The sequence below is a fragment of the Shewanella donghaensis genome, assembly GCF_007567505.1.
GTDB classification, from domain to species: Bacteria; Pseudomonadota; Gammaproteobacteria; order Enterobacterales; family Shewanellaceae; genus Shewanella; species Shewanella donghaensis.
Map to the genome: position 1 here is coordinate 1,987,885 of NZ_CP041783.1, position 22,529 is coordinate 2,010,413.

The following is a 22,529-nucleotide window of genomic DNA, read 5'->3' on the forward strand; positions in this document are numbered from 1 at the left end:
TTAATAAATAAACAATTAATATTAACCTTAAGATTGACCCACTCGCTTAACGACATCGGCAATCTGTTTTGCAAAAGATGTGACATTGGCCTCATCTTCACCTTCTACCATCACCCTTATTAGTGGTTCAGTTCCGGATTTTCTAAGTAACACTCTACCTTTTTGACCTAATAGTTGCTCAACGTTTAGTTTTTCAGCTAGTACGGCTTCAGAGAGTAAAGGATTTGACTCACCATCAAAAGCTATATTGATCAGTATTTGCGGCAACATTTTTACTGGTTTGACTAAAGCCGCTAATGAGGAAAGCTGATTTTGCATCGCTGCCAATACTAAAATACCAGCAACTATGCCATCACCAGTGGTCCCATGATCGAGATCCAGTATATGACCTGAATTTTCACCACCAATATGCCAATCATGCTGACGCATTAATTCCATCACGTTTCGGTCACCGACGTTAGAACGGACAAATGGAACGTTTAATTTTTCAAGCGCCAACTCTAAACCAAGGTTGGACATCAATGTACCAACCACGCCACCTTTTAAGGTACCATTTTTTAAAGCATCACAGGCTAAGATATACAGAATTTGATCACCGTCAATAACATTGCCAAGATGATCTACCATCATAATACGGTCGCCATCACCATCTAAAGCAATCCCTACATCCGCTTTTTCAAGTACTACCTTTTCAGAAATGGCCCTCATGGAGGTTGCACCCACATTATCATTGATGTTCAGGCCGTTGGGTTTGTCACCAATGGTAATGACTTCGGCTCCGAGCTCTTTAAATACATTAGGGGCAATATGATAAGTGGCACCATGGGCGCAATCAACAACCACCTTTAAACCAGAAAGTGATAATGCAGCAGGAAAGTGACCTTTACAGTATTCGATATAACGGCCAGCAGCATCCTCAATCCGAGATGCTTTGCCTAATAAGTGCGATTCGACACAGACCAATGGCTTTGATAATTCCTGTTCAATTTCTAGCTCAAGTTGATCATCTAACTTACTACCATTCGCAGTGAAAAATTTTATGCCATTATCGTAATAGGGGTTATGAGATGCACTGATAACAATGCCAGCTTCCGCTCGAAAAGTGCGGGTTAAATAGGCTATGGCTGGTGTAGGCATAGGCCCAACTAACAACACATTGATACCCGCAGCAGATAAACCTGCTTCGAGCACTGATTCAAATAAATAACCCGATATTCGTGTATCTTTACCAATAATAACTTTCTTAGTTCCACTACGAGAAAGTACCCTTCCCGCAGCCCAGCCAAGTTTCAGCGCTAATTCCGGTGTCATGACACCGGCACCCACTTTACCTCGAATGCCATCAGTTCCAAAAAATTGTCTTTCTTGCACGTAACCCTCACAAAGTGAAAAAATCACTCTTGATAACGTAACCTAGGCAAAAAATACATTTAAAAATGATTGAAAAGGTTAGTTATGTAAACTTGCCATCGTCGCTGACATCACTGTAATGACATCAACAGTTTCTTCAACATCATGAACACGTAATATTTGTGCCCCTTGTTGAGCCGCAATCATCGCCCCAGCTAAACTGCCAGCGAGTCTTTGATCTGTGTCTCTTTGCAATAAATCACCAATCATGCTTTTTCGTGATAGGCCTATGAGCAAAGGAAAGTGCAAACTATGCAGCTCTGGTAATTTTGCTAGCAATTCGTAATTGTGTTCTAGTGTTTTTCCAAAACCAAAGCCAGGATCTAATATTATGTTTTCTCTCGACATGCCTGCAGCTAAACAATAATCTACCCTTAATGACAAAAAGTCATTAACTTGTTGGATTACATTGTCATATTCAGGCGCATCTTGCATATTCTGTGGTTGTCCTTGCATATGCATTAAGCACACTGGTACATCCAAGCTTGCAGCCATTGCTAACGCCCCAGGTTCTTGCAAAGCTCGTACATCATTAATTAAATGTGCACCAGCATTGACTGCTTGCTCCATAACTTCTGGTTTACTGCTATCAATAGAAATCCACACATCATATTTGTCAGCTGTATATTCGATGACTGGAATAACTCTAGCGAGCTCTTCTTCTAAAGTAACTGCTGTAGCACCTGGTCTTGTTGACTCGCCGCCAATATCAACTATTTTAGCCCCTTGACTGACGACTTTATCAACTTGCCGACAGGCACTTTCAAACGTGGCATGTTGACCGCCATCAGAAAATGAATCGGGAGTAACGTTAATGATAGCCATAACAATAGGACTGGCTAAAGAGAGAGTTTTCTCTCCCGATTTAAGTTCAAACATATAACCTCAGTTACACTCAATTTAATGAGTTTTAATTTTAATCGAAAAAAAATAATTTATTAATGGAATAAATCTGTAAACATAAAAAAACCCCTTTCGGGGTTTTTTAAACTAATTTAGCAAAGCTTATTTAGCTGGCGTATCAGCATCTGGTGTTGCATCAGTCTTGTCTTCAACATCATCAGTTTTCGTTTCTTCTGACTCTGTAGCTTCAGACTTAACTGGCGTACCTTTATCCTGATCGTCCATTACGTCATCTTTATCCCAATCAGCAGGTCGACGGACTTCACGACGATTCATTAAGTCATCAATCTGATCTGCATCAATGGTTTCAAACTTCATCAAGGCATCTTTCATTGAATGAAGAATATCCATGTTGTCTTTCAAGTATGTTTCAGCACGATCGTAGTTCGAATCAATAAGATGTTTAACTTCAGCATCAATGGTACGAGCAGTTTCGTCAGACATATGCTGAGTTTTACCCATGCTACGTCCAAGGAATACTTCATTTTCATCTTCAGCATAAAGTACAGGGCCTAATTTTTCAGAGAAGCCCCATTGAGTAACCATGTTACGTGCAATTGATGTCGCATACTTAATGTCTTGCGAAGCACCAGTTGATACTTTTTCTGTTCCGTAAATGATTTCTTCTGCTAAACGTCCACCATAAGCCACTGAAATCTGACTTTCTAGCTTACGACGACTTTGACTAATAGCATCAGCTTCAGGCAAGAAGAAGGTCACACCTAATGCACGACCGCGTGGAATGATAGTCACTTTATGCACAGGATCATGCTCAGGAACTAAACAACCCACAATTGCATGGCCAGCTTCATGGTATGCAGTCATTTCTTTTTCTTCTTCAGACATCACCATGGTGCGGCGCTCTGCGCCCATCATGATTTTATCTTTAGCACTTTCAAACTCTTCCATTCCCACAACGCGGCGATTACCACGTGCAGCGAATAGTGCAGCTTCATTCACTAAGTTAGCTAAATCAGCACCTGAGAAACCAGGAGTACCACGAGCGATAACACTGGCTTTAACACCATCACCTAACGGTACTTTACGCATATGTACTTTAAGAATTTGCTCACGGCCACGAACATCTGGTAAGCCAACAACAACCTGACGGTCAAAACGACCTGGACGAAGTAGCGCTGCATCTAATACGTCAGGTCTGTTTGTCGCAGCGATGACGATAACGCCTTCGTTACCTTCAAAACCATCCATTTCAACCAGCATCTGGTTCAATGTCTGCTCACGTTCATCATGACCACCACCAACACCTGCGCCACGTTGGCGACCTACAGCATCGATTTCATCGATAAAGATGATACAAGGCGCTGACTTTTTAGCTTGTTCGAACATGTCACGTACGCGAGATGCACCGACACCAACAAACATTTCAACGAAATCAGAACCTGAAATAGTAAAGAATGGCACCTTAGCTTCGCCCGCAATCGCTTTAGCGATTAGCGTTTTACCAGTACCTGGTGGGCCGACTAAAAGAACACCTGTAGGAATACGGCCACCTAATTTCTGAAAACGGGTTGGCTCTTTAAGGTAATCAACTAATTCTTTAACGTCTTCTTTCGCTTCGTCACAACCTGCAACGTCACCAAAAGTCGTTTTAATTTGGTCTTCGCTCATCAACTTGGCTTTACTTTTGCCAAACGACATCGCGCCTTTACCACCGCCACCTTGCATTTGACGCATGAAGAATATCCATACACCAATCAATAGCAGCATTGGGAACCAAGAGATAAATATTTGGGTTAGGAAGCTAGATTCTTCAGCTTCTTGGCCCTTCATTGAAATCCCTTGACGATCAAGATCATTAATCAAATCTTGGTCATACATTGGCATGATGGTGGTGAACTTCTCTCCAGAACGTTTAATTCCTTCGATTGTTCGTTGATCACTCTTAATTTCGACCGAACTAATATTACTATTTCGGACACTATCTAAGAATACCGAGTAATCCATCTTCTGCGATGACGAAGAAGAGGGGGAATAACCCTGAAAAACTGACATCAACACGACGGCGATGACAACCCAGAGAATTAAATTTTTTGCCATGTCACTCAAATTGTTAGACCTCTTGAAGACCTACGATAAATTATCGTTAGACTACTATAACTTGTAACCAGTCGCCACTATATACACTTCACGTGAACGTGGTCGCGATGAATCTGGTTTTCGTGTTTTAACTGTAGTAAAAGCTTGTCGAACTGCTTTCATATATTCGTCAAAGCCCTCCCCCTGAAAAACCTTGACTGCAAAACAACCATTAGACGCTAAAACCTGATGACACATGTCTAATGCTAATTCTACAAGATACATTGCCCTAGGTTGATCCACACCATCTGAACCACTCATGTTAGGCGCCATATCAGATAGTACTACATCAACTTTATCTTCACCAACACGATCAAGTAAAGCTGCAAGTACTTTCTCTTCACGGAAATCGCCTTGTAAAAAGTCGACTCCCACGATTGGATCCATTGGTAAAATGTCACAGGCGACCAATTTACCTTTTTCACCGACTAACTTAACTGCAATTTGAGACCAGCCGCCAGGCGCTGCACCTAAGTCTACTACTGTCATTCCAGGTTTAATAAGTTTGTCTTTTTGTTGGATTTCTTCCAACTTGAATGCTGCACGAGATCGTAAACCGCGCTTTTGAGACAGTTTGACATAGTGATCATCAAAATGTTCTTGCATCCATCGACTTGAACTAGCCGAACGTTTTTTCGTTGCCATTTAAAAATTCCGTAACGATTTGGAGTTACATAATGCATATATAAGGGTAGAATAGCCGTTTTTCAACAGTAACATTCAAAAAGTTGGTACAAATGAACTTAACAACCAAACAAAAACAGCATTTAAAAGGCCTGGCGCATAACTTAAAGCCAGTAGTGCTGCTTGGTGCTAATGGTTTGACCGAAGGTGTTCTGGCTGAAATTGATAGTGCACTCACTCATCATGAACTAATAAAAGTGAAAGTAGGCTCTGCAGATAGAGAGCTTAAAAATGCTGTTGTGGACGCGATAATTCGTGAAACACAATCTACCAAAGTACAGCTTATCGGACACACCTTAGTTATTTTCCGTCAGTCTGCCGAAATGAAAATTGCCGTTCCAAAAGCAAAATAATTTCGTCAAACAACTGGGTTAAGTTGAGTGCCTTGTCTTTAATACGACGCTAATACTCATTTTGACCTAAAAAAACCACTGCCTAGCAGTGGTTTTTTTATAACTGTAAAATATCAATCTTTAGACTTAATCTAAAGTTAGATATATTTTACAGCAATAATTTCATATTCCGCGGTGCCACCTGGTGTGGTGATAGCCACTTCATCATCAAGATTCTTACCAATTAACCCGCGGGCGATGGGTGAATTCACAGAGATAAGGTTCTCTTTAATGTTGGCCTCGTCATCACCCACAATCCGGTAGGTCGATTCTACATCAGTATCAACATTGACGATTGTTACAGTGGTACCAAATATCACGCGACCATTATTTGCAATAGAAGTGACATCAATAACTTGAGCGTTAGACAGTTTACCTTCGATATCACGAATACGTGCTTCACAAATACCCTGCTCTTCTCGAGCAGCATGATATTCAGCGTTTTCTTTTAAATCGCCCAATTCACGCGCAGAAGCAATTTCTGCAGTAATGTACGGACGACGTTCAAATTTTAGCTCATCTAATTCTTTACGAAGCTGCTCAGCTCCAATAATCGTCATAGGGACGGTATTCATAATGTCTTATGTCTCCTTTAAAAACAAAAGCACACCGTGTCGACCTGTAGCCAACACAGTTAAATCTCGATTAATTCGCATACCGCACGATCGTTACTACAAAAAATTGTTTTAATGATGCGAGTGTCTTGCGTTGAGGGTGCATCTAATGATGATGCACCTAAGCTTACATAAGCTTGAGTTTAGATACTAGTGACAGTCAAAAAATAGTAATAAAAAAGGCTGCACAATTGCAGCCTTTTTAATCAAATCGACTTTTAATTAAATAAAATTAATTTTTGCCGATTCTTTGATGTAATTCTTGCACAGAATTAACGTTACCGCGGTCATCGGCAGAATGCGCAAGACAGGTTGCGAATACTGCGTTTAACGTTGTGGTGTAGTTCACTTTATAGCGAAGTGCACCACGACGGATTTGACGTGAATCCTCAATCGCTTGGCGACCTTCAGTCGTGTTAATGATGTAGGTGTATTCATCATTCTTAATACGGTCAAGAATATGTGGACGACCTTCATGTACTTTATTCACAAGGCGAGGGTTAATACCCGCTTCGCCCAGTATCACTGCAGTGCCATGAGTCGCGTCAATGTCATAACCCAATTCAATCAAGTTAGCCGCAAGCTCTGCAACACGCGCTTTATCGCTATCACGAACAGAGATTAGTGCACGGCCAGATTTAGGCACTTCAGAAGTCGCACCTAACTGCGCTTTAGCATAAGCTTCGGCAAAAGTTTCACCAACGCCCATCACTTCGCCAGTAGAGCGCATTTCAGGGCCAAGCATTGGGTCAACACCTGGGAACTTGTTAAATGGCAATACCACTTCTTTTACAGAGAAGTATGGTGGAATCACTTCTTTAGTGAAGTTCTGTGAAGTTAAGCTCTGACCTGCCATAACCCGCGCAGCAATCTTAGCCAGTGGAACACCGGTTGCTTTAGACACAAACGGGACAGTACGTGCAGCACGTGGATTAACTTCAATCATATAGATTTCGTCATCTTTAACTGCAAATTGGACATTCATTAAACCAACCACGCCTAGCTCCATTGCTAATTTAGCAACTTGCTCACGCATACGATTTTGAACATCTTCACTTAAGCTGTATGGCGGTAATGAACAACCCGAGTCACCAGAGTGAACTCCTGCTTGTTCAATATGCTCCATGATTGAACCAATAACGACTAGCTCGCCATCACAAATAGCATCGATATCGATTTCAATTGCGTTATCTAAGAATCGGTCTAACAATACTGGAGAAGCGTTAGAAACACTTACTGCTTCATTGAAATAGCGACGTAAATCTTGCTCGTCATAAACGATTTCCATTGCGCGGCCACCCAATACATATGATGGACGAACCACTAACGGATAACCGATACGTGCAGCTGAAAGTACCGCACCTTCAACAGTAGTTACTGTATCATTTTCAGGTTGCTTCATTTCAAGACGTTGAATCGCTTTCTGGAAACGCTCACGGTCTTCTGCACGGTCAATAGCATCTGGGCTTGTACCAATAATTGGCACTCCAGCAGCTTCTAAAGCGCGAGCAAGTTTAAGTGGTGTTTGACCACCGTACTGTACGATAACGCCTTTAGGCTTTTCGATACGTACGATTTCAAGCACATCTTCAAATGTCACCGGCTCAAAATACAAGCGATCTGAAGTGTCGTAATCGGTTGAAACAGTTTCAGGGTTACAGTTAACCATGATGGTTTCATAACCGTCTTCGCGTAATGCTAATGCAGCATGAACACAACAGTAATCAAACTCAATACCTTGACCGATACGGTTAGGGCCACCACCAAGAATCATGATTTTGTCACGATCTGACGGTGCTGCTTCACATTCGTCTTCGTAGGTTGAGTACATGTAAGCCGTATCAGTAGCAAACTCAGCAGCACAAGTATCAACACGCTTATAAACTGGGTGCATGTCAAAACGGTCACGTATTTTACGTACTTCGCTTTCACTTACGCCTAATATTGTAGCCAAGCGCGCATCAGAGAAACCTTTACGCTTAAGTTGCAGTAAGAAAGCTTCGTTAAGACCTGACATACCGACTTCAGATACTTTAGCTTCTTGAGCGATAAGATCTTCTATTTGTACCAAGAACCAAGGATCAACATTGGTTAACTTGAAAATATCATCACGGCTAAGACCTGCACGGAATGCGTCGGCAATGTACCAAATACGGTCACAGCCAGGTTCTTTTAATTCGTGACGAATTGTTTGCATTGCATCTGGTGACGTAATATCGACAACTGAATCAAAACCATCACGGCTAACTTCTAAGCCACGTAATGCTTTTTGTAGTGACTCTTGGAAAGTACGACCAATGGCCATTACTTCACCCACTGACTTCATTTGAGTCGTCAAACGGTCATTAGCACCGGCAAACTTTTCAAAGTTAAAGCGTGGCACTTTAGTCACAACATAATCTATAGCAGGTTCGAATGATGCTGGAGTTCGACCGCCAGTAATATCATTCATTAGCTCATCTAAGGTAAAACCAACAGCCAATTTCGCGGCGATTTTAGCAATCGGGAAACCCGTAGCTTTAGAGGCTAGCGCCGAAGAGCGAGAAACACGTGGGTTCATTTCAATAATGACCATACGACCAGTATCTGGACAAATACCAAACTGAACGTTAGAACCACCGGTTTCAACACCAATTTCACGTAATACTGCTAAAGAAGCATTACGCATTAATTGATATTCTTTATCTGTTAATGTCTGAGCAGGAGCAACGGTGATAGAGTCACCCGTATGAACGCCCATAGCATCGAAGTTTTCAATGGCACACACAATGATACAGTTATCATTGCGGTCACGAACCACTTCCATTTCGTACTCTTTCCAACCGATTAATGATTCATCGATTAGTAGCTCACTGGTAGGCGATAACTCAAGACCTTGAGAACAAATGTCTTCAAATTCTTCTTTGTTATATGCAATACCACCGCCACTGCCACCCATGGTGAAAGAAGGACGAATAATACAAGGGAAACCAACCATGTCTAAAACGCCATGCGCTTCTGCCATGTTATGAGCAATACCAGCGCGTGGACAATCTAGTCCGATTGATTTCATTGCTTTGTCAAAACGACTACGGTCTTCAGCTTTATCAATCGCATCAGCTGTAGCACCAATCATTTCAACGTTAAACTCTTTTAGTACACCTTTAGCTTCAAGCTGAAGTGCACAGTTAAGCGCTGTTTGGCCACCCATAGTAGGTAGGATCGCATCAGGTTTTTCTTTTGCGATAATGTTGCGAACAACTTCCCAATGAATAGGCTCGATGTATGTTGCATCAGCCATTTCAGGATCGGTCATGATCGTCGCGGGGTTAGAGTTAACTAAAATAACTCGATAACCCTCTTCACGAAGCGCTTTACACGCTTGTGCACCTGAATAGTCAAATTCACACGCCTGACCAATAACAATTGGGCCTGCGCCTAGGATTAGAATACTTTTAATATCAGTACGTTTTGGCATTGCTTCTATCTTCTCCGAGTAACCGAACTATTTAGCGTTTTGACGAAATTGTTCCATCAACTCAATAAAGTGATCAAACAGTGGTGACGCATCGGTCGGTCCAGGACTTGCTTCTGGGTGACCTTGGAAACTAAACGCTGGCTTGTCAGTAAGGTGAATACCTTGCAAAGAACCATCAAATAATGACTTGTGAGTCACCTTGATGTTCGCAGGCAAGGTCGATTCATCAGCAGCAAAACCGTGGTTTTGGCTGGTAATCATCACATTACCTTGTTCAATATTACTTACTGGGTGATTTGCGCCATGATGACCAAACTTCATTTTAGAAGTTTTAGCACCTGAAGCTAATGCAAGTAACTGGTGACCAAGACAAATACCAAAAACGGGTGTTTCAGTTTTTAAAATTTCTTGGATTGCTGTAATCGCATAATCACATGGCTCTGGATCCCCAGGACCATTAGACAAGAAAATCCCATCAGGATTCATTGCTAATACTTCAGCAGCTGTCGTTTGCGCAGGTACAACTGTGACATCACAACCACGATCAACCAACATACGTAAAATATTACGTTTGATGCCATAATCGTAAGCAACGATTTTATATTTAAGTTCTGATGCTGGAGTTTCGTCAGGTAAGCCACCCACTAAGCGCCATGTTCCCTTGCGCCATTGGTAAGTAGACTCTGTCGTCACTTCTTTAGCTAAGTCCATGCCCTTCAAACCAGGGAATGCCTTGGCAGCGGCTAACGCTTTAGCTTCATCGATATCACCAACCATAATACAGCCAGCTTGCGCGCCTTTTTCACGTAAAATACGTGTTAATTTGCGTGTATCAATATCTGCGATACCAACAACATTATTCGCTTTTAAATAATCGCTTAATGATTGTTGGTTACGGAAGTTACTCGCTAATAAAGGTAAATCTCGAATAATAAGACCACAAGCATGAACTGAATCAGATTCTGTATCTTCATCGTTTGTGCCGGTATTACCAATATGAGGGTAAGTCAGAGTTACGATCTGGCGAGAATATGACGGATCCGTTAAAATCTCTTGATAACCTGTCATTGAAGTATTAAAAACAACTTCACCAACAGTAAGTCCATCGGCACCAATTGCTGTGCCAGAGAATACGGTTCCATCTTCGAGTACGAGTAAGGCAGACTGTGTCAACACGACCTCCAAAAAGAGCTAAATCACTGAAATTATTACAATTTAATTTCTACAGATTTACTAAATTACGAAAATTTGGCAAATTCCAGCGATTTTATATGAATTAAGTTTAAGCGTCTATGCTTGGTTATTTTATTTTGGGAAATATATTTCCCAAAAAAAAACCACCAACGGTGGTTTTTTTAAAATATTAATTGAGTCCCAACACCTGCTGCATATCATAGAGTCCATCATCTTGGTCAGATAGCCAATATGCGGCGCGCATTGCGCCGTTTGCAAAAGTCATGCGACTGGTGGCTTTATGGGTAATTTCTACTCTTTCACCAATATCAGCAAACATCACCGTATGATCGCCAACAATATCACCAGCACGAATAGTAGAAAAACCAATGGTCTTTCTATCACGTTCGCCTGTCATACCTTCACGACCATATACAGCACATTCTTCAAGATCACGGCCTAAAGTATCTGCGATAACTTCACCCATCTTTAATGCTGTACCTGAAGGTGCATCTTTCTTAAAACGATGATGCCCTTCGGTGATTTCGATATCAGTATAATCACCCATCACTTTTGCCGTTAACTCTAATAGTTTTAGCGTTAAGTTAACGCCTACAGACATATTAGGTGCAAACACAACCGGTGTTTGCTCAGCAAATGCGCCAATGATCTCTTTTTGAGCATGATTGAAACCAGTAGTACCAATCACAATCGCCTTATTATTCTTAGAACACCACTCAAGGTGAACAAGCGACGACTCAGGAGAGGTAAAATCAATTAATACATCAAAATGTTCTGATGCTTTATCTAATGAATCTGTAATCGCAACATTCATAGTACCAACACCAGCAAGTTCACCAGCATCAACACCTATTAGTGTAGAACCAGTTCGCTCAACAGCAGCACCCAAATATATTACGTCATGTTGCTTTGCAGCTTCAATCAGTGTGCGACCCATACGGCCACTGGCACCAACAACGGCGACTCTTACTTTTGCAGTCATTTACTTTCTCCCAGTGATACAAAAACGCCTAAGTTAACTTAGGCGTTTTGAATTAGACAATTTCTAATAATTCGACTTCAAATACCAACGCCGAGAATGGCGGGATAGAAGCACCAGCACCACGTTCGCCGTAAGCTAAGTGTTGTGGAACGAATAATTTAAGCTTAGTACCTACAGGCATTAACTGAAGCGCTTCAGTCCAACCAGCGATAACGCCAGAAACTGGAAATTCAGCTGGCTCGCCGCGAGTTACAGAGCTATCGAATACTTCACCATTGATGAATGTACCGTGGTAATGTGCACGAATAGTTGATTCAAGAGTTGGCTTGTCGCCTTCACCTTGAGTGATAACTTCGTATTGAAGACCAGATTCAGTCACTGTTACGTCTTCACGCTTAGCATTTTCAGCTAGGAATGTTTCGCCTTCAGCAGAAGCTGCTTCAGAAGCTTCTTCTTGTGCAGCTTGTAAACGACGGCTGATTTCAGTGAAAGCAACTTGTAAGTCTTCCATTGCTACAGCACTTTCTTTACCAGCAAATGCATCAGCAAGACCAGCTTGTACAGCAGGGATATCGATACCTTCGAAAGAGTTAGCAGCTAGTTGCTCACCCATTTGACGACCTACACCGTAACTTGCTTGCTGTTCCATTGTGTTGAACTCTGACATACGTATTTACTCTCAATTCATCAGTTAAAATTTGCGGGGCAGTTTAGCACACTTTAGTTAGTGATGGGCGCTAATCTGAGCTGAATATGACTATTTTTCAACAGCATTAGCCGCATTGTTGCAGTGACTGCTTTTGAGCAGCTTTATACAGTGGAGTAACTTTAGCTTGCAAGGCTTCTAAATCAGCAATTCGGGTAGAATGAGATGGATGTGTAGAGAACATTTCAGGCCCTTGTTCTCCTCCAGCTTTCGCCATGTTTTGCCAAAGAATGACACTCTTGGCAGGGTTAAAACCCGCTTTTGCCATTAATTCTAAACCTAGTTCGTCTGACTCACTTTCTTGATCTCGGCCAAAAGGTAATAGAATGCCAACTTGTGCGCCTAACCCTAAACCTGCCATGTACATATCTTTATTGGCGACGCCGCCTGCGCCAAGTGCAATATCAGCAACTTGCATACCTGTATTGGTCATTTGTGCACGCGTAACTTGCTCATTGCCATGTCTTGCGAGTACATGTGCGACTTCATGGCCGATAACTGTCGCTAACTGGTCTTGGTCACTGGCTACTTTCAATAAGCCCGTATATACGCCAATATGGCCCCCTGGAAGCGCAAAAGCATTAACCTGGTTGGAATCAAACAATACAACTTCCCATGTTAACTTTTTATCAGGTAACACTGCTGTAATTCGATTAGCCACGCAATTAACATAGGCGGTTAGTTTTTTATCTTTGCTGATTTTTTCTGACTTTTTCATGGCTTCAAAAGATTGCTGTCCCATTTGTGACATTTCAGACTCATCAAACAACAAAATTTGGCTACGACCCGTAGGGGATTTATGGGTTGCACAACCTGTCATCAGTAAAGCCACAAGCATTCCAAGAAAAACATTTTTCATAATAACTATCCTTTTATTATTTTTATATTGAGCAAATATTCAAGCTTTGTCGTAAATCAGTAATTAACCATTTCTGCGGCATTTTCTAAGTTATGTTCTCAATTAAGCTCTAGGAGACTTGCCCTTAAAGTCCTTAATACTGCGTTTTTTCTGACTACGCCTATTGGCTTGTTTATCTTTAGCAGGACGACTGCTACTCCCTGAGCTCGGTTTATCCGTTACAGGGAAGCCTTCTAAAGCTAACAAAGGCAAGTCTCGCTCTGTTAACATTCTTATCGCTTGTAAGTCATCAGATTCGCCATGACAAACTAACGATAACGCTAACCCATTAGCACCGGCTCTTGCCGTACGACCAATACGGTGAACATAAACGGCAGCGCTTGCGGGTAAATCCACATTAATAATCACCGGTAACGCATCAATATCTATGCCGCGGGCTAACACATCGGTTGCCACTAATACCGTTAGCGACTTAGTTTTGAACTCGCTTAAGGTTTTAGTGCGAATGACCTGCTCTTTGTCACCATGCAGTGCAGCAGCATTAACTCCAGCCTTAACCAGCTTCTTAGTGACCGCATCGGCGCTATCTTTTGTATTGGTAAAGATCAACACTTGCTGCCAATTATGCTGCTTTATTAGTGTAATCAGTGCTTGGGCTTTACTGCCTTTATTGACTAAATAAAGCTGCTCTTCAACCTTTTCAACAACCGAATTGCCTTTATCGGCCTCAACCGTTACCAAGTCAGCTTTTAAAATGCTTTCAACCCGTTTCGTAATCGTGTCATCGAATGTGGCAGAGAATAATAACGTCTGTTTATTGCTCGGAGTTTGCTGCGCTATTCTGTCTATATCAGCCCAAAAGCCCGTATCTAATAATCTGTCTGCTTCATCAAGCACTAATAGCTTTAATGCTGCTAGTGTGACATGTCCCTGTTTAAGAAACTCAACCAATCTTGCGGGGGTTGCAACAATCACTTGAGGTTGCGCTGTTAATTCATTGATTTGTTCATCAACGTCAATCCCACCAGATAGCAGCTGCATTCTAATCGCTAATGGCTTTGCGAGTTCATTTAGGGTTTGAAAAACCTGCTTGGCAAGTTCTCTTGTCGGGGTAATAATTAATGCTTGAACATCAGAGGTTTTTTTACCGTCAATAGATTGCAACAGAGGTAAGCCAAAGGCGTATGTTTTACCACTACCGGTTTGCGCTAGAGCTAAGACATCTTTACCGGACAAAATAGCAGGAATAGCCAAAGTTTGAATTTTGGTTGCCGTTTTTAGGTGATCAGGTAATACCGATAATATAGTTTTATTGAGGTTCAGGTTCAAAAAAGACATCAAATAGTTATCCAAATAAGCAATAGAAGCAGTCTACCTTAGACTATTACGATTGTCTTAAACGCAGATCGATTAGTTAGATTACATTGTTATTTAATTGAAGCTTTACTTGCTCAACATACTGCACCAATAAAAAAGGCTAATTACTTTTCAGTAATCAGCCTCCTCGTTCTACAAGATTTTAATGACTAAGTTTAGCTATTTAAATCGTGAAAAAACTTTTTTACGCCATCAAAAAATCCTTCAGCTTTAGGGCTGTGCTTCTTTGATTCACCCGTTAATGTCGCTTCAAACTCACGCAGTAGCTCTTTTTGCTTCTCGTTAAGTTTAACAGGCGTTTCCATGACTACCTTACAGAGTAAGTCACCAACGGCATGACTGCGAACAGATTTAACACCTTTACCGCGCAAGCGGAACATACGACCAGTTTGGCTTTCTGCAGGTATTTTTAAATTCACTTTACCATCAAGTGTTGGTACTTCAATCTCGCCACCTAAAGCAGCTTTACTGAATGAAATTGGCACTTCGCAGTACAAGTTGTTGCCGTCACGAACAAAAATATTATGTTCCCGAACACTGACTTGTACATATAAATCACCTGGAGGTGCACCAAACTCACCCGCTTCACCTTCACCCGATAAGCGAACGCGATCGCCAGTATCAACACCAGCAGGTATTTTAACTGATAAGGTTTTACTCTTTTCAACACGACCTTCACCATGACACTTCTTACAAGGATCTTTAATGATCTTGCCGCGGCCATGACATGTTGGACAAGCTTGTTGAACAGCAAAGAATCCTTGGCGCATTTGTACTTGGCCTTGGCCATGACAAGTGCCACAAGTGGTTGCTGAAGAACCTTTATTAGCACCACTACCATCACAACTATCACATGATGCTAGCGTAGGAATACGTAATTCTTTTGTAAGACCACGAACCGCTTCTTCAAGTGATAGCTCAAGGTTATAACGTAAGTCACTACCACGAGCGGCTTGACGTTGTCCGCCGCCACGACGACCGCCGCCAAAGATATCACCAAACACGTCGCCAAAAATATCACCGAAATCACCGCCGCCACCTTGACCGCCGCCACGATTAGGATCAACACCAGCATGACCAAATTGGTCATAGGCTGCTTTCTTATTCGCGTCAGTTAGGATTTCGTAAGCTTCTTTAGCTTCTTTAAAGTTAACTTCAGCTTCTTTATCGCCAGGGTTACGATCCGGATGAAACTTCATCGCTAGACGTTTATAGGCTTTTTTGATTTCTCGTTCACTGGCATCGCGTCCGACACTTAGAACTTCGTAATAATCTCGCTTTGACATAATCTCAGTTTTCTCAAGCAGGTATTGTACGAACGGGCGTTAGAGATTTCTCTCAACGCCCGCCTGAAAGTTAACTAATTAATTTAGCTTACTTTTTGTCGTCTTTTACTTCTTCAAACTCAGCATCAACAACGTCATCTTCAGGCTTAGCTTCTTGAGCATCTTGTGCTGGAGCTTCACCTTGCTGCGCTTGTGCTTTCGCTTGAGCGATTTCCATTAACTTAGCAGATGCTTCCATTAATGCTTGAGTCGCTGTATCAATAGCTTCTTTGTCGTTACCTTTACTCGCGGTATCAACTTCAGCCATTGCTGCTTCAATTTTCTCTTTATCTTCAGCTGGTAAGTCTTCGCCCGCTTCTTCGATTTGCTTCTTAGTTGCGTGAACCATGCCATCAGCTTGGTTACGCGCAGTCACTAGCTCTTCGAATTTAGCATCTTCTTCAGCATGAGCTTCAGCATCACGTACCATTTGCTCTACTTCTTCGTCACTTAGACCAGAGTTAGCTTTAATAGTAATGTTTTGTGCTTTACCGGTTTTCTTATCAGTCGCTGATACTTTCAAAATACCATCAGCATCGATGTCGAAAGATACTTCAACTTGCGGTTGACCACGTGGAGCAGGCTCAATCCCTTCAAGGTTGAATTGACCTAGAGACTTATTGTAAGTAGCTTGCTTACGCTCACCTTGAAGTACATGAATAGTTACTGCACTTTGGTTATCTTCAGCAGTTGAGAACGTTTGGCTCGCTTTAGTCGGGATAGTGGTGTTCTTCTCGATAAGCTTAGTCATTACGCTACCCATGGTTTCAATACCAAATGATAGTGGTGTAACGTCTAGTAGCAATACGTCTTTAACATCACCAGAAAGTACGCCCGCTTGAATTGCTGCGCCAACGGCTACTGCTTCATCAGGGTTAACGTCTTTACGTGGTTCTTTACCGAAGAAATCAGTTACTGCAGCCTGTACTTTAGGCATACGCGTTTGACCGCCGACTAAAATCACTTCGTTAATATCAGAAACTGATAAATCAGCATCTGCTAGAGCAACTTTTAGCGGCTCTAAAGTACGTTGGATTAAGTCGTCAACTAAAGACTCTAACTTAGCACGAGTAATTTTAACCACTAAATGCTTAGGACCTGTTGCATCAGCAGTGATGTAAGGAAGGTTAACTTCAGTTTGTGTTGTGCTTGAAAGTTCAATTTTCGCTTTTTCTGCAGCTTCTTTAACACGTTGCATTGCTAGCGGGTCTTTACGTAAGTCTAGACCTTGATCTTTTTTGAACTCATCAGCTAAATAGTTGATTAGACGGTTATCAAAATCTTCACCACCTAAATGAGTATCACCGTTAGTTGCCAATACTTCGAAAGTTTGGTCACCATCGTTGCTATCGATTTCAATGATAGAGATATCGAAAGTACCACCACCTAAATCGTATACAGCAACAACGTTGTCGCCTTGTTTCTTATCGATACCGTAAGCAAGTGCAGCAGCAGTTGGTTCGTTGATGATACGTTTAACATCAAGACCAGCAATACGACCAGCATCTTTAGTTGCTTGACGTTGTGAATCATTAAAGTAAGCAGGAACAGTAATAACCGCTTCAGTCACTTCTTCACCCAAGAAATCTTCAGCTGTTTTCTTCATCTTTTTCAAGATTTCAGCAGATACTTGTGGTGGTGCCATTTTCTTACCATGAGCTTCAACCCATGCATCACCATTGTCAGTACCAATGATTTTAAAAGGCATGATGTCAACATCACGTTGAACTTCGTCATCTTTAAAGCGACGACCGATTAAACGCTTAATAGCGAAAAATGTATTTGTTGGGTTTGTAACAGCTTGGCGTTTAGCAGGTGAACCTACTAATGTTTCATCATCTGTATAAGCGATAATAGATGCAGTTGTACGTTCGCCTTCAGCATTCTCGATTACGCGAGCTGTACCGCCATCAAGGACAGCCACACAAGAGTTAGTTGTGCCTAAGTCAATACCAATAATTTTGCCCATGAGGATCTCCGAAAAATATAATTTTAATGTAACTTAAATTGTTTATGTTTGTTGATATGGGGTCAGGATTTGATTTTTCAAGTCCTAATTTTTTGCCTCTCATATCAGCCTTACTGCATATATTGGGACAGCGATCAAAAATACAAGGGGAGATCAAAAAAATTATTAAAAATATCTTAAGTATTAAAAACATCTTTAAGTGAAAAAGTAAGTGCAGTCAATTTGCATACTGTATACAATCTCGCGTAATACGCATCAAATGCCAATTTTAGCGCTTACTTGAGATTAATAGGAACGACATTGTCTAAAAATACCCTCGCCTATCTATACGGTTTATTTGCCGTGTTACTTTGGTCAACTGTCGCCACCGCTTTTAAGATAGCGCTAAGTTATTTCACCCCTCTACAATTAGTATTTGTTGCGGTAACTACCTCAATTCTGGCGTTATCAATAATTGTGATATTTAATAACAAGCATTCATTGATCATAGAGCAATTCAAAGCCCGTCCAGGCTTTTACCTTTTGACAGGCATACTCAATCCTTTTTTATATTATTTCGTGCTATTTGAAGCTTATGATCTGCTTCCGGCTCAGCAAGCTTTATCACTTAATTACACCTGGGCGATTTTGTTACCCATTCTTGCGGTGCCACTACTAGGGCATAAGCTTACAAAAGTCGATGTAGTGGCAGCCCTTATTGCCTATAGCGGGGTTTATATCATTGCGACAGGGGGCAATTTAACGGCATTTAACTTCGATAGCCCTAAAGGAATAACTTTCATTTTAAGTAGCACTGTTATTTGGTGCTTATATTGGGTCATTAATACCAAGGATACTGGCGACCCTATTGTCAGCTTATTGTTGAGTTTTTTAATTGGTTTGCCTTTTGTCACTATCGCAATGCTTATTGACCAGCCAATTGATACTGTCAGCTGGCAAGCGATTGCTGCTGGAATGTACGTAGGATTATTTGAAATGGGAGTGACGTTTGTGTTGTGGCTTATGGCACTTAAAACCACCCAAAAAACATCTAATATAACGACCTTGGTATTTTTAACGCCTGTCATGTCGGTTGGCTTTATTGCTATTATTTTAAAAGAACACATAACTAGTGCCACTTATATAGGACTGTGTTTTATTTTAACCGGATTAATTATTCAAAAATTATTGCCAAAAATTGCAAAGACATTAGCCCCCTTTATACTTGGCAAAAAATCATCTCAGCCCTCTAGCTAGTGAACTAAACGCGGGTTGCTAATCAGTCCAAATATATGAGCAAAGGGTGTAAGTATTTGCTGTTTGAAAAGCGAAATTGGCTAGAATTCAGCAATAATACACCTAGCGAACAACTGTAAACTTAATATGAGCAGATGAAGTTAGTTGTCAGCGACCCTATTTATTGTTAATAATATGTTAATCATAATATTTAATAGTGAGAAAGGTTAGTATGGAGGGGTATGGCAATGGGAATGCCTAGATGGAATTTTGCTGATACGACTGAACAAAAAATTCGTGTTTATAGTCTAACTATCACCGCGCTTATTATGTTTTATGAATATCTATACGGTGACACTTCAACACAGTTTCCTGCCATGTACATCTGTATATTTGTTTTTCCCGCGGTATATTTTACTAATCGAATCCAGAAAAAATACTTTCCGTTAATTATGGAATATGTTCAGGCCACTAGAATAATGAGCATCATAATGACGTTAAGTTGTTTCGCTATTTGGTGTTATACCACCTATGTACGTTTATCGGTCCCTGCGATGCCAAGCCATCTGATTTATACTCAATAATTAATTTTACTATATTCAGCGCTCAGTGTTTGTACCAGCCTAATCAAAACGTTTTAAGTATCAATAGCATTCACCATCCACTAAAAACAAAAAAGCACCGAAGTGCTTTTCATATTAAACCTACTGCATACCAAAATGGTTAACAATGGACATTGACCACTTTAGCTACGTGCAGTGTAGTCACCTGTCGCTAACCACTTATAAGTCGTTAAAGCATCCAATGCCATTGGACCGCGAGCGTGTAGCTTTTGAGTACTAACAGCTACTTCAGCACCTAAACCAAATTGTGAACCATCAGTAAAGCGAGTGCTTGCATTAACATATACAGCTGCTGAGTCGACTTGATTCATAAAGTGAGTCGTTGCGTTAATATCATCAGATAAAATCGCTTCAGAATGCCCACTAGAATGCTGACGAATATGGCTGATTGCTTCATCAATATCAGTCACAACCTTAACCCCAAGTGTTAATGACAACCACTCAGTGCTATAGGTTTCATCTGTTGCGGGATGGATATCAAACTGACTTCCTGCAAATAACTGTTTTGTTTTATCACAAGTATAAAAACTCACACCTAAAGCAGACATTTGATTAAATAATTGCGGTAAGAATTCTGCAGCAACAGATTCATGAACCAATAAGGTATCCAGAGCATTACATACTGTTGGACGCTGAACTTTGGCATTAATAATCACTTCAGCACTGCGAGATAAATCAGCTGATTTATCAAGATATAAATGACAAATACCAATGCCACCCAAAATAACTGGAATGCTTGCAGTCTCAGCACATAAACGTTGTAAGGTTTGGCCACCGCGGGGAATAATCATGTCGACGTATTGGTCAAGGCGCAATAAGCCTGCAACGAGCGCGCGATCTGTTGAGTCAATCAACTGCACTGAATCTTCAGGTAAACCCTGCAATGTTAAGGCACCACGGATCACTTCACTCAACACCTTATTCGAAGTCAGTGTTTCTTTGCCACCGCGAAGAATAACTGCATTACCTGTTTTCAATGCGAGTACAGCAATATCAACAGTCACATTAGGACGTGCTTCATATATAACACCGACGACACCGAGTGGCACTTTCCGTTGCGTTAAACGTAAGCCGTTATCCAACAACTGACTCGCAGATTCTGTTCCAACCGGATCGGCAAGGTTAATGACATTGTCGATATCGGCGATAATGCCTGCTAAGCGATCAGCATCAAGCAAGAGTCTGTCAATCATGGCATCTGTTAAGCCATTATCTTTTGCTGCTGCAACATCTTTACCATTTGCTGATAAAATTGCATCGGCATTTAATGTTAATTGTTCGCTAATACAACGAAGTAAAGCCGTCTTTTTTGGGCTAGATAAGTTAGCCAGGACGAAACTGGCTGCTTTAGCTTGTTTGCCTAGCGATGTTAGATATTGCTCGTGTGACATGCTGTTTTCCTTTGTTGTGTTCACCATCAAGTACCACCATGTCATCACGATGTATCGTTTCTACACCGTAATCATAGCCAAGTAATGTTTCTATTTCATTTGAATGCTTACCAGCGATAATGGCTAATGCGCGAGAACAATATCGGCTGATCCCCTTGGCAAAAACATGGCCTGATTCATCGGCAATAAGTAATATCGCCCCGCGTTCAAATTGGCCTTCAACTTCCAGAATGCCTTTAGATAATAAACTGGCACCATCTTCAGCTAACGCACTGCATGCGCCATTATCTAAAACCAAACAACCTTCAGTTGCAGGGCCAGCTAAAATCCATTGTTTTCGATTTCCCAACGGATTTTTGATTGCACTAAAATGGGTTCCAATTGATTCTTTATTGACGATTTTAGACACCACATTAGGGAAGTGACCTGACGCAATGACGACTTCAATACCTGAACGACGAGCTACATCTGCAGCTTCTAATTTCGTCGCCATACCGCCGGTACCAAGGCCAGAGCCTGCGCCACCAGCAAGTAATCGTAACTTGTCATCAATTTTTACTACTGAAGAGATTAACTTTGCATCAGGATTACTGCGAGGGTCGGCATCAAACAGTCCGATTTGATCGGTTAATAAGACTAATAAATCAGCTTCACATAATAACGCAGCTCTCGCCGATAAATTATCATTATCACCCACTTTGATTTCATTAGTGGCGACAGCGTCATTTTCATTAATAATTGGAATAATATTATTATCTAACAATGCATTAAGTGTATCTCGTGCATTCAAATAACGTTCATGATCATGTAAATCGGCACCGGTTAATAATAATTGACCAACATGCAAACCATAAATACTGAATATTTCTGTCCATGCGAGGATTAACTGACTTTGACCAACTGCGGCTAATAACTGTTTATTGGGAACTGTATCGGGAAGTCCTGGATATTGCAGGTGCTCACGACCTGCGGCGATAGCGCCAGATGTACATAAAACAACTTCAATTCCTGAACGAACTAACTGAGACATTTGCCTTGCCAGTTCTACCATGTGTGCTTTATCGAGTTTATTGCTGCCCGATGTCAATACACTGGTCCCTAATTTTATTACTACCCGCTGGTAAGTCATGACTACTTTTATCAACCCTGAATATTTAAAAAATATTTTATACCTAATTCAGAGAATAATTCATAGTTATGTCATAGTTATGGCAATAATTAAGCAGAATTAATCTAAATTCACTTGTTAAATCGCATTAAAAAGGACTGAGCAATGCACAATCCTTAACAAAATTAACAAACCTAGCGTTTTCTTATTTTTCTTCATTAAT

General features: G+C 41.1%; 18 protein-coding genes. 3 read left to right on the forward strand and 15 right to left on the reverse strand.

Annotated features, from left to right (window positions below; all coding sequences use genetic code 11):
- Positions 1-27 precede the first annotated feature (27 nt).
- From glmM to rlmE, 4 genes are all read right to left on the reverse strand, one after another.
- A complete protein-coding gene (glmM, locus tag FPK91_RS08520; RefSeq protein WP_144210450.1) occupies positions 28-1,371 on the reverse strand; it encodes a phosphoglucosamine mutase in 1,344 nt (447 codons plus the stop codon).
- 78 nt (positions 1,372-1,449) lie between these two features.
- Positions 1,450-2,289, reverse strand: a complete 840-nt coding sequence (folP, locus tag FPK91_RS08525) for a dihydropteroate synthase (RefSeq protein ID WP_144210452.1) — start codon at positions 2,287-2,289, stop codon at positions 1,450-1,452.
- A gap of 126 nt (positions 2,290-2,415) precedes the next feature.
- Positions 2,416-4,371, reverse strand: a complete 1,956-nt coding sequence (ftsH, locus tag FPK91_RS08530) for an ATP-dependent zinc metalloprotease FtsH (protein ID WP_168926914.1) — start codon at positions 4,369-4,371, stop codon at positions 2,416-2,418.
- Positions 4,372-4,425: 54 nt separating this feature from the next.
- Positions 4,426-5,055, reverse strand: coding sequence for a 23S rRNA (uridine(2552)-2'-O)-methyltransferase RlmE (gene rlmE, locus FPK91_RS08535; protein WP_144210456.1), 630 nt, complete (start codon positions 5,053-5,055; stop codon positions 4,426-4,428).
- Between the two features lie 92 nt (positions 5,056-5,147).
- Here rlmE and yhbY point away from each other — a divergent pair, with 92 nt between their 5' ends.
- Complete coding sequence (gene yhbY / locus FPK91_RS08540) at positions 5,148-5,447, forward strand: ribosome assembly RNA-binding protein YhbY (RefSeq protein ID WP_144210458.1); 300 nt, start codon at positions 5,148-5,150, stop codon at positions 5,445-5,447.
- Positions 5,448-5,584: 137 nt separating this feature from the next.
- Here the strand turns inward: yhbY and greA are convergent, their stop codons facing one another.
- From greA to dnaK, 9 genes are all read right to left on the reverse strand, one after another.
- Entirely contained in the window at positions 5,585-6,061 is a 477-nt protein-coding gene (gene greA, locus FPK91_RS08545; RefSeq protein WP_144210460.1) for a transcription elongation factor GreA, read from the reverse strand.
- 271 nt (positions 6,062-6,332) lie between these two features.
- A complete protein-coding gene (gene carB / locus FPK91_RS08550; protein WP_144210462.1) occupies positions 6,333-9,557 on the reverse strand; it encodes a carbamoyl-phosphate synthase large subunit in 3,225 nt (1,074 codons plus the stop codon).
- Between the two features lie 27 nt (positions 9,558-9,584).
- A complete protein-coding gene (gene carA / locus FPK91_RS08555) occupies positions 9,585-10,742 on the reverse strand; it encodes a glutamine-hydrolyzing carbamoyl-phosphate synthase small subunit (protein ID WP_144210463.1) in 1,158 nt (385 codons plus the stop codon).
- Between the two features lie 178 nt (positions 10,743-10,920).
- Positions 10,921-11,733 carry a 4-hydroxy-tetrahydrodipicolinate reductase gene (gene dapB, locus FPK91_RS08560; protein ID WP_144210466.1) on the reverse strand — a complete coding sequence of 271 codons (813 nt, stop codon included), beginning with the start codon at positions 11,731-11,733 and terminating at the stop codon, positions 10,921-10,923.
- Positions 11,734-11,785: 52 nt separating this feature from the next.
- Entirely contained in the window at positions 11,786-12,400 is a 615-nt protein-coding gene (locus FPK91_RS08565; RefSeq protein ID WP_144210468.1) for an FKBP-type peptidyl-prolyl cis-trans isomerase, read from the reverse strand.
- Between the two features lie 106 nt (positions 12,401-12,506).
- Positions 12,507-13,298: a M48 family metallopeptidase gene (locus FPK91_RS08570; protein WP_144210470.1), complete on the reverse strand. Its 792-nt coding sequence runs from the start codon at positions 13,296-13,298 to the stop codon at positions 12,507-12,509.
- 102 nt (positions 13,299-13,400) lie between these two features.
- A complete protein-coding gene (locus tag FPK91_RS08575) occupies positions 13,401-14,636 on the reverse strand; it encodes a DEAD/DEAH box helicase (protein ID WP_144210472.1) in 1,236 nt (411 codons plus the stop codon).
- Positions 14,637-14,830: 194 nt separating this feature from the next.
- Entirely contained in the window at positions 14,831-15,961 is a 1,131-nt protein-coding gene (gene dnaJ / locus FPK91_RS08580) for a molecular chaperone DnaJ (protein WP_076542822.1), read from the reverse strand.
- 88 nt (positions 15,962-16,049) lie between these two features.
- Complete coding sequence (gene dnaK, locus FPK91_RS08585) at positions 16,050-17,969, reverse strand: molecular chaperone DnaK (RefSeq protein WP_144210474.1); 1,920 nt, start codon at positions 17,967-17,969, stop codon at positions 16,050-16,052.
- Positions 17,970-18,269: 300 nt separating this feature from the next.
- Between dnaK and FPK91_RS08590 the strand changes: the two genes are divergently transcribed.
- A complete protein-coding gene (locus FPK91_RS08590) occupies positions 18,270-19,205 on the forward strand; it encodes a DMT family transporter (RefSeq protein WP_144210476.1) in 936 nt (311 codons plus the stop codon).
- A gap of 233 nt (positions 19,206-19,438) precedes the next feature.
- A complete protein-coding gene (locus FPK91_RS08595) occupies positions 19,439-19,768 on the forward strand; it encodes a hypothetical protein (protein WP_227006719.1) in 330 nt (109 codons plus the stop codon).
- A gap of 161 nt (positions 19,769-19,929) precedes the next feature.
- Here FPK91_RS08595 and FPK91_RS08600 read toward each other — a convergent pair whose 3' ends face one another.
- Together FPK91_RS08600 and proB are read right to left on the reverse strand one after the other, a co-directional pair.
- Entirely contained in the window at positions 19,930-21,198 is a 1,269-nt protein-coding gene (locus FPK91_RS08600) for a glutamate-5-semialdehyde dehydrogenase (protein ID WP_144210478.1), read from the reverse strand.
- Positions 21,155-22,327 (reverse strand): glutamate 5-kinase, encoded by a 1,173-nt coding sequence (gene proB / locus FPK91_RS08605; protein WP_144214273.1) that lies wholly within the window; start codon positions 22,325-22,327, stop codon positions 21,155-21,157. The genes FPK91_RS08600 and proB overlap by 44 nt, the downstream gene beginning before the upstream one ends.
- Positions 22,328-22,529: the final 202 nt, after the last annotated feature.